Consider the following 14,559-nt stretch of genomic DNA (forward strand, 5'->3'; position numbering starts at 1 on the left):
TGATCGGGACTCGACTATCTAGGGTATCAAGTCGGGTGCGGTAGATGGCATGCTGGCAAAATGACGAGCCAAACAACTGTCAAGACACTGCTCATCCTCGGCGCCTCGGGCGACCTCACCGGCCGGCTCCTCCTGCCGGGCCTTGCCCGCCTTGTTGCGGCAGGGCGTGCCGAAGGCCTCAGCCTTGTCGGGGCCGGCTCGGATCCGTGGACACCGGAACAGTGGCGGGAGCGTGTGGAGTCGTCGTTCGCCGCGGCAGCAGGCGGAGCCGATGAGCCGGGGAAGGACGCCTTGGAGTCCCTGCAGAAAGAGACGGCCTACCACCAGGTGGACGTCACCGCCAAGGGAGCCCTTGCCGGCCTGCTCGGCGGGCTGCAAGGCCCGGTGGCTGTCTACTTTGCCCTTCCGCCCCGGATCAGCCAGCAGGCATGCGAGACGCTCCAGCCTGCCGAGGTTCCGGAAGGCACCCGCCTGGTGATGGAGAAGCCCTTCGGCTTCAGCGAGGAGTCCGCCCGTTCCCTCAACCGGACGCTCAGCCGCCTGGTCCCGGAGGACCACATCCACCGGGTGGACCACTTCCTGGGCAAGGCCACCGTTTTGAACATCCTGGGCCTGCGGTTCGCCAACAACTTCCTGGAGCCCGTCTGGAACCGGCAGCACGTGGAAAAGGTGGAGATCTTCTTCGACGAGGACCTGGCGCTGGAAGGCCGTGCCCGCTACTACGACGGTGCCGGCGCGCTCCGCGACATGATCCAGAGCCACCTCCTGCAGGTCATGGCAATCATGGCGATCGAACCTCCGGCCACCATCGGCGAGCGCGACCTGCGCGATGCCGTCTCCGCCGTCCTTCGTGCCAGCAGCGTCAAGGCCCCCTTCACCGGCTCAACCCGCCGGGCGCGTTACACGGCGGGTTCCGTGGGGGGCAAGGAGGTGCCCGACTACGCCAAGGAGGACGGGGTGGATGCCGCGAGGGGCACGGAAACCCTCGCTGAGATCCAGGTGGCGATCGACAACTGGCGCTGGCGGGCCGTGCCGTTCATCCTGCGCTCGGGCAAGGCCCTGGGCGACAAGCGCAAGGAAGCGGTGGTCACCTTCCTCCCGGTGCCCCACCTCCCCCAGGGCTTCACCGGGGTGGACTCCCCCAACCAGCTGCGGATCGGTTTCGGTCCGGACACGCTGGAGTTCGACGTCGACGTCAACGGGCCCGGGAACATCTTCAGCCTGGGCCGGGTCACCCTTGAGGCGGAGCTGAGCGCCTCGGACCTCCTGCCCTACGGCGAAGTACTGGAGGGTGTCCTGGCCGGCGACCCGCTGCTGTCCGTCCGGAGCGACACGGCCGAGGACTGCTGGCGGATCGTGGAGCCTGTGCTGAAGGCCTGGGAGCGGGGGGACGTCCCGTTGGAGGAGTACGACGCCGGGTCGGCCGGCCCTGCGTCATGGCCCACCAACCGGCACCAGGACTGAGCCTTAGCGACAGACAGGACGGGCGGGACCTTTCGGTTCCCGCCCGTCCTGCGTCAATCTTCAGTTGTTGCCCCGCAGGGACCGTGGCGTCCCGCCCTTAGATGGCGGCCACTCCCCGTTCCCCGGTCCGGACCCGCACTGCTTCATGGACGTCCATGGTCCAGACCTTGCCGTCCCCGGCCCTGCCGGTGTTGGAGCTGGCGATAATGACGTCCAGGATGTCGTCGGCCTGTTCGTCCGTGGCCAGGACTTCCACCCGGATCTTGGGCAGGAGGTCCACGTTGTATTCCGCTCCGCGGTAGACCTCGGTGTAGCCGCGCTGCCGGCCGTACCCGCTGGCGGCGCTGACGGTAAGCCCCTGGACGCCGTAGGCTTCCAGCCCTTCCCTGATGGCTTCGAGCTTTTCCGGCCTGACGATTGCAGTGATCAGTTTCATGCCCCCACGCTTTCCTTACCTGTTGCTGACTGTGCCTTCTGCGCCCCGGATGAAGGCTGGGCCGGCTCGCCGTGGCCCTTGCCGGTGATCAGGTCATGCAGCGGCTGGAAGCTTCCGCCGTGGCCGCTGACGCCGAATTCGTAGGCAGTCTCGGCGTGCAGGCTAAGGTCCACACCCACCGTTTCCTGTTCCTGCGAGACGCGGAAGCCCATGGTCTTGTGGATGGCCAGGGCGATGATGGTGGTCAGGATGGCCGAGTAGGCGATCGCAATGCCGGCCGCCGCGAGCTGCGCCCACAGCTGGGTGAGCCCGCCGCCGTAGAAGAGGCCGCCGCCAACACCGTCGGCGGGCAGTGCGATGAAGCCCAGCGAAACGGTGCCGATGATGCCGGAGACGAGGTGGACGCCGACGACGTCCAGCGAGTCATCGAAGCCCCAGCGGAACTTCAGGCCGACGGCGAGGGCGGAGGCCACACCGGCCACGACGCCGAGGCCAAGGGCACCTACCGGGCTGACGTTGGCGCAGGCGGGGGTGATAGCTACAAGGCCTGCCACCACGCCGGAGGCGGCACCGAGCGATGTGGGGTGTCCGTCGCGGATGCGCTCCGTGACGAGCCAGCCGAGCATGGCTGCTGCCGGGGCCGCGAGGGTGTTGATCCAGATCAGGCCGCCCTGTTCGGCGGTGGTTGCTGCACCGCCGTTGAAGCCGAACCAGCCGAACCAGAGGATGGCTGCACCGAGCATGACGAACGGGATGTTGTGCGGGCGGTGGTTGGGGTCCTTGCCGAAGCCCCTGCGGTTGCCGATGATCAGGACCAGGATCAGTGCCGCCACACCCGCGTTGATGTGGACTACGGTGCCGCCGGCGAAGTCGATGGCCGGGCCCAGGGCCTTGCCAATGGCGCCTTCGGGGCCGAAGAGGCCGCCGCCCCACACCATGTACGCCAGCGGGCAGTACACCAGCGTGACCCAGACGGGCACGAAGACGGACCAGGCGCCGAACTTGGCGCGGTCGGCGATGGCACCGCTGATCAGTGCCACGGTGATGATGGCGAAGGTGGCGGCATAGCCCACCTTGATCAGGCCGTCGGGAGTGGTGATCCCCTCAAGGCCGAAGGTGGCGAACGGGTTGCCCACGATCTCCATGAACCCTTCCCCCGAGCTCATGGAGGCGCCCCACAGGACCCAGACGACGCCGACCATGCCGATGGAGATGAAGCTCATCATCATCATGTTCAGGGCTGCCTTGGCGCGGGTCATGCCGCCGTAGAAAAATGCCAGACCGGGTGTCATGAACAGCACGAGAGCTGCCGCTACCATGACCCAAACGTGACCTGCGGTAAGTTCCATGGTGCACGTCCTCTCTCATCGAATCTTGCGGAGTACTCCGCCTGCCAACGCCTTTTTGCGTCCTGTAATGAGTTTGTGGGTGGCGTGTTTCACCTGCGGAGGATTTAGATTGCCGGCCTGTTACAACAACCTCTAGGAAGTAAATGGTGCATATCCGCCTTGTTACGGTTATGTTTCCGCACCCGCGCAGCCACCCGGCTCCCTTTCCAGCAAGGACTCCTGCACCATGACGGCACCACCCCGCGCACGCGGCGCCACTTCAAGGTTTTTCGCCCGGCTGAGGCCGCACCGGGAGAAACTCCCCCGCGACATCAAGGTGATGCTGGCCGCGGCGTTCCTCATCGCGCTCGGCTTCGGGCTTGTTGCGCCGGTATTGCCGCAGTTCGCTACAACCTTCGGGGTGGGGAACACCGAGGCCGCCGTCATCGTGGCGATCTTTGCCTTCATGCGCCTGGCTTTCGCCCCTGCCGGCGGCGCCCTGATCGGCAGGCGCGGTGAACGTCCCATCTATGTGGCCGGGCTGCTGATTGTGGCGCTGTCCACTGCGGCGTGCGCCTTTGCCCAGGACTACTGGCAGCTGCTGCTGTTCCGCGGACTCGGCGGGGCCGGGTCTGTGATGTTCACGGTGGCTTCGATGGCCCTGGTGGTCCGGCTGGCGCCGCCCAAGAGCAGGGGCAGGGTTTCGGGGGCCTATGCGTCGGCATTCCTGATCGGCAATGTGTGCGGTCCGATCGTGGGTGGCCTGCTGGCGGGGCTGGGCCTGCGGGTCCCGTTCCTTGCCTACGCCGCTGCGCTGCTTGTGGCCGCGTTCGTGGTCCAGACCCAGCTGAGCCACCAGCGCCGGGGAGGCGGCGAGGTACAGAACCGGGCGCCGGACATGCGGTTTGGCGAGGCGCTGGCTGCCGGAACCTACCGGTCCGCCCTCATCTCCAGCTTTGCCAACGGGTGGGCCACCTTTGGCGTCCGGATGGCAACGGTGCCGCTGTTCGCCGCGGCGGCGTTCGGGGCCGGTCCGCAGGCAGCGGGCCTTGCACTGGCAGTGTTCGCTGCCGGCAACGCCGCCGCCCTGACATTCTCGGGGCGCCTGGCGGACTCGGTGGGACGCAAGCCGATGATGATCTCCGGCCTCCTGGTGGCGGCCCTGTCCACGGCAGCCATCGGCATCACCTCGGACCTGCCTTGGTTCCTGGCGGCGTCGACGCTCGCCGGCGTCGGGTCAGGGCTTTTCGGTCCCGCCCAGCAGGCCGCCGTCGCCGATGTCATTGGCAACGCGCGCTCAGGGGGCAAGGTGCTGGCCGTGTACCAGATGACGTCCGACGTCGGGGCGATCGTTGGGCCGCTCGTGGCGGGGATGCTTGCCGACGGGCTGGGCTTCGGCTGGGCTTTCGGCGTTACCGGCGGAATCATGCTCCTGGCTGCAGCAGGCTGGCTGCCCACCCGCGAGACGCTGCGCGCGGCCGGCTCCTAAGCGCCCCTGTCAGTTCAGCAGGGCGTCAACGAAGCCTTCGGTATCGAAGGGGGCGAGGTCGTCCGCGCCTTCACCCAGTCCAATGAGCTTGACCGGCACGCCCAGGGATTTCTGGATGGCCACGACGATGCCGCCCTTGGCGGTTCCATCCAGCTTGGTCAGGACGATGCCGGTGATGTTGACCACCTCCGAGAACACCCGCGCCTGGTTCAGGCCGTTCTGGCCGGTGGTGGCATCGAGCACCAGCAGGACCTCGTCCACCTCGGCCAGCTTCTCCACAACGCGCTTGACCTTGCCCAGCTCGTCCATCAGGCCCACCTTGTTCTGCAGGCGCCCGGCGGTATCGATCATGACCACATCGACTTCCTGCTCGATGCCGGCCTTCACGGCCTCGTAGGCAACGGAGGCGGGGTCTGCGCCGTCGATATCGGACTTCACGGTGGGGACGCCCACGCGCTGGCCCCACGTGGCCAACTGCTCCGCGGCAGCGGCCCGGAAGGTGTCCGCGGCACCCAGCAGGACGTCCTTGTCCTCGGCCACCAGCACCCGTGCCAGCTTGCCCACTGTGGTGGTCTTGCCCACGCCGTTGACGCCCACCACCATCATCACGGCGGGCTTGTCGGCGTGCCGCTGTACGTTGAGGGTCCGGTCCATGGTGGGGTCCACCAGCTTGATAAGTTCCTCGCGGAGCATCGTCTTGACGTGTTCGGGTGTCCGCGTTCCCAGTACCTTGACGCGCTCCCGAAGGGCGTCAACCAGCTGCATGGTGGGTTCGGTTCCCAGGTCCGCGAGCAGGAGGGTTTCCTCCACCTCATCCCAGACGCTCTCGTCGATCCGGTCGCTGGACAGCAGCGCCAGCAGGCCCTTGCCCATGACGTTGTTGGAGCGGGCCAGCCGCTCCCGCAGGCGGGCCAGGCGGCCGGCGACGGGCAGCGGGGTTTCGACGGGAATGGTTTCCAGCCCGGCCGCATTGTCCGGAACGGTGGTGGTGTCCAGCCCTTCAAGGTCCGCACCCTCCGGCGCCGTGCCCCCGATTGTTCCGTCGCGGTCCGCCACCGCCGTGCTTCCACCGGAGCGGATTTCGGGGTCGTTGGCATCCCTGGTTCCGGGGTACCGGGTGATGTTCCTCCGCGTCTTGAGCAGGACCGGAATCAGGCCGCCGATGACCACCAGCGCAGCAAGGATGGACAGGACAATGGGAAGGATGTCATTCACTCCCCTAGCTTCTCACAAACGGCTTGCCCGGTTCGGGCGTCGATCAGGCAGCTGACCTGCCCCTTTGGGCTGCCGCTGTGCGTGGATGCCGCTGCTAAACCTCGGCCCCCAACCGCTGGCTGATGACAGTGGAGACGCCGTCGCCCCTCATAGTGACGCCATACAGTGCGTCTGCCACTTCCATGGTCCGCTTCTGGTGCGTGATGACGATGAGCTGGCTGGACTCCCTGAGCTCCTCGAAGATGGTGATGAGCCGGCCGAGGTTGGTGTCATCCAGTGCCGCTTCCACCTCGTCCATGACGTAGAAGGGCGACGGCCGGGCCTTGAAGATGGCCACCAGCAGCGCCACCGCGGTCAGGGAGCGTTCGCCGCCGGAGAGAAGTGACAGCCGCTTGATCTTCTTGCCGGCGGGACGGGCTTCCACTTCGATGCCGGTGGTGAGCATGTCTGCAGGGTCGGTCAGGACCAGGCGGCCCTCGCCGCCGGGAAAGAGCCGCCCGAAGACCCGGACGAACTGGGCCTGGGTGTCCTCGAACGCCTCGGCGAAGACCCGCTGGACCCTGTCGTCCACTTCCTTGATGATGTCCAGCAGGTCCCGCCGGCTGGCCTTCAGGTCCTCGAGCTGGGTGCTGAGGAACTGGTGCCGCTCCTCCAGCGCCGCGAATTCCTCCAGGGCCAGGGGGTTGACCTTGCCCAGGCTGGCGAGGTCCCGCTCGGCCTTCCGCAGCCGCTTCTCCTGTTCCTGCCGGACGTAGGGCTTGCCTTCCCTGATTTCTTCGCCGTCCGCGTCAACGGGGGCCCGCAAGGCTGCCCATTTGTCGGCGGATTCCTCCGCCGGAACGGGCACCGGGACCTGCGGCCCGAACTCGGTGACCAGCGCTTCGGGGGTGATGCCCAGCTCGTCCACGGCGCGGGTTTCCACCGCCTCGATCCTGGCGCGCTGCTGGGCCCGGGCGAGTTCGTCCCGGTGCACGTTGTCGGTGAGTTGGGCCAGTTCCCGGGCCAGGGCATCATTTGCTTCCCGGATCTCCCGCAGCCCGCGGTCACGCAGCTCGCGGTTTTCCTCGGCCAGGTCCCGTTCGTGACGGGCAAGGTCCACGGAGACGTCCACATAGCCAAGGGCCAGCTCCACCCCTGCGGAAACGGCCGCAGCACGCCTGGCCTGGATGCGGCGGCGGCGGGCCCGCTCTGCCGCCTCCTCACGGGCGCGGCGCTCGGTGGCGGCGGCGCGTTCCAGGGACGCCGCCCTGTTTCGGGTTGCCGCGTGCTGCTCTTCGGCACTGCGCAGGGACAACCGGGCCTCCACCTCGGCTGCGCGGGCGGTGGACGCAGCAAGGGCCAGGGCGTCGCGCTGTTCGGTGGAGGGTTCATCTTCCACGGGGGCTTCCTGCGCCGCGGCCAACCGGGCGGTGACAGCGGCGAGCGCTTCCTCCTCCGCCGCGACGTTGCTTTCGGCCCTTGCCAGGGATGCCGCCAGCCGTTCACTCTCGCCAACGGCGCTGCGCAGGACAGAGTTCAGGTGGCCCAGGCGTTCGGCTACCGCGGCGAGTCGGGCGTCGGATTCGTGCAGCTTGTCCAGCGCGGCGTCCGCTTCCTCCTGTGCCCCCTTGCGCCGGGCCTCGGCGGCGGCCAGGGCGAACCTGTTCCGCTCCAGGTCTGCCTTGACCTCGGAAAGCCCGCGGCCGGCGTCGTCCACTGCTGCCTGCACCTCGAGGAGGGACGGTGCCTTGGCAGAGCCACCCGTGGCAGAGACGGCGGTGAAGACGTCCCCCTCGCGGGTGACGGCTGTCAGGTCCGGCAATGCGGCAACCAGGGCGGCCGCGGCGTCGATGCCGGTGACGACGGCGGTCCGGGACAGCAGGTGCCGGACCAGGGAGACGTGCGCCGCAGGTCCATCGACCAGGCCGGCAGCCCACTGCGCTCCGTCAGGCAGCGGCACGTCCCCACCGTCTCCCCGGTGGAGTGCCGCGGCCGATGCAAGGAGCAGCGACGCCCGCCCGCCGTCGTCGTCCTTGAGCCGTCCCAGCACAGCAGCCGCTGCATCCCCGTCCTGGACGAGCACTGCCTCGGACGTTTCCCCCAGGGCAGCGGCGATAGCGGGCTCGAACCCGACCTGGACCGTAATTCCGGCGGCGAGGCTTTCCTGCACACCGGGGAGCCCGGACTCCAGCACGTGCCTTGCGCCGTCCTTTCGGTCAAGGCCAAGTTTCAGGGCATCGAGGCGCGCGGCGAGGGCGTCCCGCTTGCGGACCCCCTCGTTGACGGCGGCTTTGAGGTCCGCGATCTCCTGCAGGACCGCGTCCAGCACGTCGCTGGCGGCCTCATAATCGGCGTCGAGGGATTCCTCGCCCTCCTCCACCCCGGCCACCTGGTTTTCCAGCGCCGTGAACTCGGCCTGGGCACGGGCCCGGCGTTCGGTTCCAGCGGCAAGGGAATCGCGCAGCCGTCCCAGTTCCGCCTGCGCTGACTCTACCCGGGACCTGGCCGCCGCTACCTGGCCGGCCAGCCGCGCCAGGCCCTCCCGCCGGTCGGCTGCGGCACGGAGCTGCGCGGTGAGCCGCTGGTCCTCGACCTGGGCGGCACGCTCCGCTTCCGCCTTGGCCGCGCCGGCCCGATCCAGGGTGCCCTGCCTTGCCTGGATGTCCTGTTCGAGTTCCATCAGTTCCTGCCGCACCCTGGCTGCCTGGCGCTCCAGCTGTTCAGGGTCCCGGTTGGAGGACGGCGCCGCATCGTCGGAACCCAGCAGGCGGCTCCGTTCGGTGGCAAGCGTCCCGAGCGACCGCAGCCGCTCACGTGACGTGGACAGCCGGTACCAGGTGTCCCGGGCGGCATTGAGCCGCGGCGTGGCCTCGGCGGCGAGCTGCTCCAGCGCTGCCTGCTGCCTGCGCCCGGCTTCGAGTTCCTGTTCGACGGCGGTCCGGCGCGTCTTGAGCGCGGCTTCGTCTGCCACGTCCTGCTCCAGTGCCTGCTGCAGCTGGACGAGGTCATCGGCGAGCAGGCGGGCGCGGGCGTCCCGGACGTCGAACTGGACCCGCTGGGCGCGGCGGGCCACCTCAGCCTGCTTCCCAAGGGGGGTGAGCTGCCGGCGGATCTCCCCCGTGAGGTCGGTGAGGCGCTGGAGGTTGGCCTGCATGGCCTCGAGCTTCCGTACCGTCCGTTCCTTGCGGCGCCGGTGCTTGAGGATCCCGGCCGCCTCCTCGATGAAGCCGCGGCGGTCCTCGGGGGTGGCGTGCAGGACGCGGTCCAGCTGGCCCTGGCCCACGATAACGTGCATTTCCCGGCCCAGCCCGGAATCGGAGAGCAGTTCCTGGATGTCCAGCAGGCGGCAGCCTGCGCCGTTGATGGCATATTCGGAGCCGCCCGTACGGAACAGCGTCCGGGAAATCGTCACTTCGCTGTACTCGATGGGAAGTGCGCCATCGGTGTTGTCGATGGTGAGCGAAACGTGCGCGCGGCCCAGCGGCGGACGCCCGGACGTCCCGGCGAAAATGACGTCCTCCATCTTGCCGCCGCGGAGGGTTTTGGCGCCCTGCTCGCCCATGACCCATGCCAGGGCGTCCACGACGTTGGACTTGCCGGACCCGTTGGGACCCACGACGGCGGTGACGCCGGGTTCGAAGTCGAAGGTGGTGGCGGACGCAAAGGACTTGAACCCCCGGACGGTGAGGCTTTTGAGGTGCAAGGCTTTTCTGGTCTCCTGGAGCGGGTAGGTCTTTTTGCTGGAACCGGGTCACTACAATCTACTGCGCAGGACGGACATTTCCCGGCAGCAGCACCCGGGAACGGGCGCCGACGCCGCCGCCGGATATGCATGTTCCGGCACTGCAAAGGCATAGTTAAGCTCTTGAGCCTGCGCATATGTGGGTACAGTCACCGCAGGAATGCGGGACGAAAACGAAGAGGGGCTTGAATTGGCAGGTAATGCAACCTTCCGCCACAGCAACACCGCGCTGCTCTCGGTGAGCAGCGTCGAGGCTCCCAGGATTGTGAGCTCAACGGACTTTGACCGGCGGCTGGCGTCAACCCTGCAGCGACTCAGGTTTCCGCCGCGGCTGCTTGAGCGCGTGGCAGGCATCACGCACCGCCGGTGGTGGGCTGCCGGTACGTCGTTTGACGATGCTGCGGTGGAAGCCGGCGCCAAGGCGCTGGCCGAGGCCGGCATCGAAGCCTCCGACGTCGGCCTGCTGATCAACACGTCGGTGACCCGCCGCAACCTTGAGCCCTCCGTTGCGGTGAAGATCCACCACAGCCTCAGCCTGCCGTCGTCGGCCATGAACTTCGACCTTGCCAACGCGTGCCTGGGATTCGTGAACGCCCTGACCCTGGCAGCCAACATGATCGACTCGGGACAGATACGGTATGCCGTCATTGTTAACGGCGAGGACGCCCAGCTGACGCAGGAGGCCACCCTGGCCCGGCTGCAGCGGCCCGAGACAACGCGGGATGACTTCAACCGGGAGTTTGCCACTCTGACGCTGGGATCGGGGGCGGCCGCGGCCGTCCTGGGGCCCGCGGATAAGCACCCGGGAGCGCACCGGGTGGTGGGCGGCGTGATGCGCGCCGGCACCGAGCACCACGAGTTGTGCGTGGGCGGCATCGACGGCATGAACACCGACACGAAGGGACTGCTCGACGGCGGCCTGCGGCTCGTCGTCGACGCGTGGCAGGAGGCCCAGCCCGAGTGGGACTGGGCCGCGATGGACCGCTACGTCACGCACCAGGTCAGCAACGCCTACACGCAGGCCATCATCGATGCCATCGATCTTGACCCGGACAAGGTGCCCATCACGTTTCCACACTGGGGCAACGTGGGACCGGCGTCGCTGCCCATGACGCTCGCCGCCGAGGCGCAGTCGCTGGGAAGCGGCGACCGGGTGCTGTGCATGGGCGTCGGGTCCGGCCTGAACACCGCCATGCTGGAAATCGTTTGGTGATCGCGGACTGGCCGGGCGTCAAGGCCGAGTGGTCGCGCCACATCGATGTCCCCTCCACATCGGGGGCTGACGCGGCCGGCACGGTGCGCCGCTGGCACCTGCTGGACAATGGCGGGGAACTGGAACGCCACGGCCTGGCTCCGCTGGGAACGCTGTTGTGCGTGCACGGCAACCCCACCTGGTCCTACTTGTGGCGGAGCCTGCTGGCCGCGGGGTCCGATCCCGCGCATCCGTGGCGCGTGGTGGCCGTTGACCAGCTGGACATGGGCTTTTCTGAGCGGACGGGAACCTTCCGGCGCCTGGCGGACAGGATCAATGACCTGGCCGATCTGACCGAGGCACTGGCCCTGGAGGGACCGGTGGTTTCCGTGGGCCACGACTGGGGCGGGGTGGTCAGCCTCGGCTGGGCGCTGGCCCACACCGACCAACTGGCCGGCGTGGTCCTGACCAACACCGCCGTCCACCAGCCTGCCGGCTCCCCCATCCCGTCGGCGCTGCGGTTTGCCCTGCACCCGGCCGTGCACCAGTGGGGAACCACCACCACGGACGCTTTCCTTCGGGTGACGCATTCGCTGGCACACCCCCCGCTGCCCGCTGACGTGCGGAAGGCCTTCATGGCCCCCTACCGCGGCGCCTCGCGCCGGGCGGGCGTGGGCAACTTCGTCGCGGATATTCCCGTTGACGCGTCGCACCCCAGCTTCGCTGCCCTCAACGGCGTGGCGGAGGGCGTGCGGGACCTTGAGGTGCCGGTCCTGATGCTGTGGGGCCCACGGGACCCCATCTTCTCCGACCGCTATCTGAAGGACCTGCTCACCCGCCTCCCCCACGCGGACGTGCACCGCTACGAGGGTGCTGGACACCTGGTGGCAGAGGACCGGAACATCGCGCCGGCGGTCTTCGACTGGCTTGCCGGCCGCGTCACGCACGGCGGGGACAGTGTTGCTGAAGCCGGCGCAGTTGCTGAAGCCGACATGGTCACTGGAGCCGCCGCCCCGGCTAACGGCAATGGCTTCACGCCCTTGTGGAAGCTTCTTGGGGAGCTCGCCGCCCGCCCGTCCGCAGACGGGAGGGCCGTCGTCGAAATGGCACCGGACGGCACGGTGGCCCGTTCGCTCACCTGGAGGCAGCTGGAAGAAAGCGTTGGGCGCCTGGCCGCGGGCCTGCAGGAGGCGGGAGTAGGGCCGGGCAGCCGCGTCAGCCTGATGGTTCCGCCCGGCGTGGACCTGACCGTGGCCCTGTACGCCTGCCTGCGGCTGGGAGCGGTTGTGGTGGTCGCCGACGCCGGCCTGGGCACCAAGGGGCTGAGCCGGGCGGTCAAGGGAGCGACCCCCGATGTCCTGATCGGGATCGACAAGGCCCTTGCCGCTGCCCGGGCACTCGGATGGTCCGCCAGGCGCATCAGTGTGCGGGACCTGCCGGCAGGTCCGCGACGGCTCCTCGGAGTGGAGACCTCCCTCGCCTCCCTCGCCAGGGCAGGCGCAGGGCGTGCCGCTGCCGGCGTCGCTCCCGCCTCCAGCCCGGACGCGGACTCCCCGGCCGCCGTGCTTTTCACGTCCGGCTCCACCGGTCCCGCCAAGGGGGTGCTGTACACCCACCGGCAGCTTGCCGCCATGCGGGACACCGTGGCTGAAACCTTCGGCATCGAGCCGGGCCACAGGCTGGTGGCAGGCTTCGCGCCGTTCGCCCTGCTGGGGCCCGCGCTGGGAACCGTGTCCGTGACGCCGGCCATGGATGTCACCGCGCCCCGCACCCTGACCGCCCGCGCCCTGGCCGATGCTGCAGCGGCGATCGACGCCACGGTGGTCTTCGCGTCCCCTGCCGCCCTGCGGAACGTCGCCGCCACCCGGGACGGCCTCACCCCGGAGGGCACTGCGGCACTCGGCCGCGTTGAACTGCTGCTCTCAGCCGGCGCGCCGGTACCGGAACCTCTCCTTGCAGACGTGCAGCGGCTGCTGCCCGCCGCCTCGCTCCATACCCCCTACGGCATGACAGAGGCCCTGCCTGTCTCCGACATCAGCCTCGAACAGATCCGGGCCGCCGCGGCCGCCGCTGAAGCCGGGACAATGCCGGGAGCCGGTAACGGCGTCTGCGTAGGGCGTCCCGTGCACGGCGCCCGCATAGCCGTGATCCCGTTGGCAGCGGACGGTACCGCCCCCGGGACTGTACCGTTGACCGAAGCGGGGGTAACGGGGGAGATCCTGGTCAGCGCGCCGCATGTGAAGGACGGCTACGACAGGCTGTGGCTGACGGACCAGGCGAGCGCCGGGCCAGCCGGGTGGCACCGCACCGGTGATGTGGGCCATTTCGATGCCGGCGGCCGCCTGTGGGTGGAAGGGCGCCTTGCCCACGTCATCACGGCCCCCGCTGGAGTGGTCACTCCGGTCGGCGCCGAACGAGCCATCGAACGGCTGGACGGTGTCCGGATGGCAGCCGTCGTGGGCGTGGGGCCGGCCGGCACCCAGGCCATCGCCGCCGTCGTCGAAACCGTCCCGCCCGCCCGCAAGGCCGGCCCGGCAGGTCCCGAACTGGCCCGGAAGGTACGGAGCGCCGCCCAGGGGGCAGGCGTGTCCGTGGCGGCAGTCCTGGTTGTCCCCGCGCAGCCAACCGACATCCGCCACAACGCAAAGATCGACAGGTCGAGGCTGTCCCATTGGGCCTCGTCAGTGCTGGCCGGCGGCCGCCCGGGGACACCATGAAAGTCCTGGTCACCGGGGCAAGTGGCCTGCTGGGGCGGAAAGTGGCAGGGCTGCTGGTGCGCAGGGGCCACGACGTGACCACCTTCCAGCGGCGTCCCTCAAAGGTCGACGGCGCGGCGGACCATTGCGGTTCCCTCATCGACGACGCCGCGGTCAGGGCTGCCGTCAGGGAGGCCGAGGCAATCATCCACCTCGCGGCCAAAGTATCCTTCACCGGCCGGGCGGACGAGTTTGACCAGGTGAATGTGCAGGGAACCCGTCACCTGCTCCTGGCGGCGCGCGAGGCCGGAGTCCGGGACTTCGTCTTCGTGTCCTCCCCATCGGCGGCCAACTCCGGCGCCGCCATTGCAGGACTAGGCGCAGAACCGGCGGATCCGGAGCGTGCCCATGGCGACTACGCCCGCACCAAGGCGCAGGCGGAGCTTCTGGCCCTTGCCGCGGACTCCCCGGACTTCCGCGTCGCCGCCGTGCGGCCGCACGTGGTCTGGGGGCCCGGAGACACGCAGCTGGTGGAACGGGTACTGGCACGGGCGGCACGGAACCGCCTGCCGCTGCTCGATGCGGGAGCTGCGCTTATCGACACCACCTATGTGGACAATGCGGCAGCAGCGATTGTTGCTGCCCTGGACCGCATCAGTCACGTCCACGGAAGGGCGCTGGTTGTCACCAATGGCGAACCGCGGCCGGTGGGCGAACTGATTGCCGGCATCTGCGCCGCCGGGGGCGTGCCTGCGCCGTCGTGGTCAGTACCGGGACAGCTTGCCCGGATTGCGGGATCGGTGGTGGAAAAAGCGTGGCTCAGGCTGGGCAAACAGGACGAGCCGCCCATGACCAGGTTCCTTGCAGAACAGCTGTCCACGGCCCACTGGTTTGACCAGCGGGAGACCCAAAAGCTCCTTGCCTGGACTCCCGCCGTCTCGATCGATGAAGGCCTTGGACGGCTGGCGGACTACTACCGCCCCCGCTCCCCGGGAGGCACGTGGGGGCGCTGACGCCC

9 protein-coding genes are annotated in these 14,559 nt (G+C 68.7%); 5 read left to right on the forward strand and 4 right to left on the reverse strand.

Annotated elements, in window-relative coordinates; genetic code table 11:
- Window positions 1-60: 60 nt before the first annotated feature.
- On the forward strand, window positions 61-1,464 hold the full coding sequence (locus tag ACR65J_RS12200; protein WP_440169171.1) for a glucose-6-phosphate dehydrogenase: 1,404 nt from the start codon (window positions 61-63) through the stop codon (window positions 1,462-1,464).
- 97 nt (window positions 1,465-1,561) lie between these two features.
- Here the strand turns inward: ACR65J_RS12200 and ACR65J_RS12205 are convergent, their stop codons facing one another.
- Window positions 1,562-1,900 carry a P-II family nitrogen regulator gene (locus ACR65J_RS12205; RefSeq protein ID WP_159631736.1) on the reverse strand — a complete coding sequence of 113 codons (339 nt, stop codon included), beginning with the start codon at window positions 1,898-1,900 and terminating at the stop codon, window positions 1,562-1,564.
- Window positions 1,897-3,249 (reverse strand): ammonium transporter, encoded by a 1,353-nt coding sequence (locus ACR65J_RS12210; RefSeq protein WP_440169175.1) that lies wholly within the window; start codon window positions 3,247-3,249, stop codon window positions 1,897-1,899. The genes ACR65J_RS12205 and ACR65J_RS12210 overlap by 4 nt, the downstream gene beginning before the upstream one ends.
- A 226-nt stretch (window positions 3,250-3,475) precedes the next feature.
- Here ACR65J_RS12210 and ACR65J_RS12215 point away from each other — a divergent pair, with 226 nt between their 5' ends.
- On the forward strand, window positions 3,476-4,717 hold the full coding sequence (locus tag ACR65J_RS12215) for an MFS transporter (RefSeq protein WP_440169178.1): 1,242 nt from the start codon (window positions 3,476-3,478) through the stop codon (window positions 4,715-4,717).
- Window positions 4,718-4,726: 9 nt separating this feature from the next.
- On the opposite strand, the gene ftsY is transcribed toward ACR65J_RS12215, so the two are convergent.
- A complete protein-coding gene (gene ftsY / locus ACR65J_RS12220; protein WP_440169181.1) occupies window positions 4,727-5,932 on the reverse strand; it encodes a signal recognition particle-docking protein FtsY in 1,206 nt (401 codons plus the stop codon).
- 94 nt (window positions 5,933-6,026) lie between these two features.
- Window positions 6,027-9,614, reverse strand: coding sequence for a chromosome segregation protein SMC (gene smc / locus ACR65J_RS12225; protein WP_440169184.1), 3,588 nt, complete (start codon window positions 9,612-9,614; stop codon window positions 6,027-6,029).
- A gap of 229 nt (window positions 9,615-9,843) precedes the next feature.
- Here smc and ACR65J_RS12230 point away from each other — a divergent pair, with 229 nt between their 5' ends.
- Genes ACR65J_RS12230 through ACR65J_RS12240 form a run of 3 tightly spaced genes read left to right on the forward strand, consistent with a single transcriptional unit; the run spans window position 9,844 to window position 14,554 of the window.
- Window positions 9,844-10,866 carry a 3-oxoacyl-ACP synthase III gene (locus ACR65J_RS12230; protein ID WP_440169186.1) on the forward strand — a complete coding sequence of 341 codons (1,023 nt, stop codon included), beginning with the start codon at window positions 9,844-9,846 and terminating at the stop codon, window positions 10,864-10,866.
- Window positions 10,860-13,562: an alpha/beta fold hydrolase gene (locus ACR65J_RS12235; protein ID WP_440169189.1), complete on the forward strand. Its 2,703-nt coding sequence runs from the start codon at window positions 10,860-10,862 to the stop codon at window positions 13,560-13,562. The genes ACR65J_RS12230 and ACR65J_RS12235 overlap by 7 nt, the downstream gene beginning before the upstream one ends.
- Window positions 13,559-14,554, forward strand: coding sequence for an NAD-dependent epimerase/dehydratase family protein (locus ACR65J_RS12240; RefSeq protein WP_440169586.1), 996 nt, complete (start codon window positions 13,559-13,561; stop codon window positions 14,552-14,554). Before ACR65J_RS12235 ends, ACR65J_RS12240 begins: the two co-directional genes overlap by 4 nt.
- The last annotated feature ends 5 nt before the right edge of the window (window positions 14,555-14,559 follow it).

The sequence above is a fragment of the Arthrobacter sp. SAFR-044 genome (assembly GCF_059414985.1).

What these genes read in the sequence shown, in the direction of transcription:
- ACR65J_RS12240 (WP_440169586.1), top strand. Translation starts at nt 13,559, where the DNA reads ATGAAAGTCCTGGTCACCGGGGCAAGTGGCCTGCTGGGGCGGAAAGTG.
- ACR65J_RS12205 (WP_159631736.1), bottom strand. Translation starts at nt 1,900, where the DNA reads ATGAAACTGATCACTGCAATCGTCAGGCCGGAAAAGCTCGAAGCCATC.
- ACR65J_RS12210 (WP_440169175.1), bottom strand. Translation starts at nt 3,249, where the DNA reads ATGGAACTTACCGCAGGTCACGTTTGGGTCATGGTAGCGGCAGCTCTC.
- ACR65J_RS12200 (WP_440169171.1), top strand. Translation starts at nt 61, where the DNA reads ATGACGAGCCAAACAACTGTCAAGACACTGCTCATCCTCGGCGCCTCG.
- ACR65J_RS12215 (WP_440169178.1), top strand. Translation starts at nt 3,476, where the DNA reads ATGACGGCACCACCCCGCGCACGCGGCGCCACTTCAAGGTTTTTCGCC.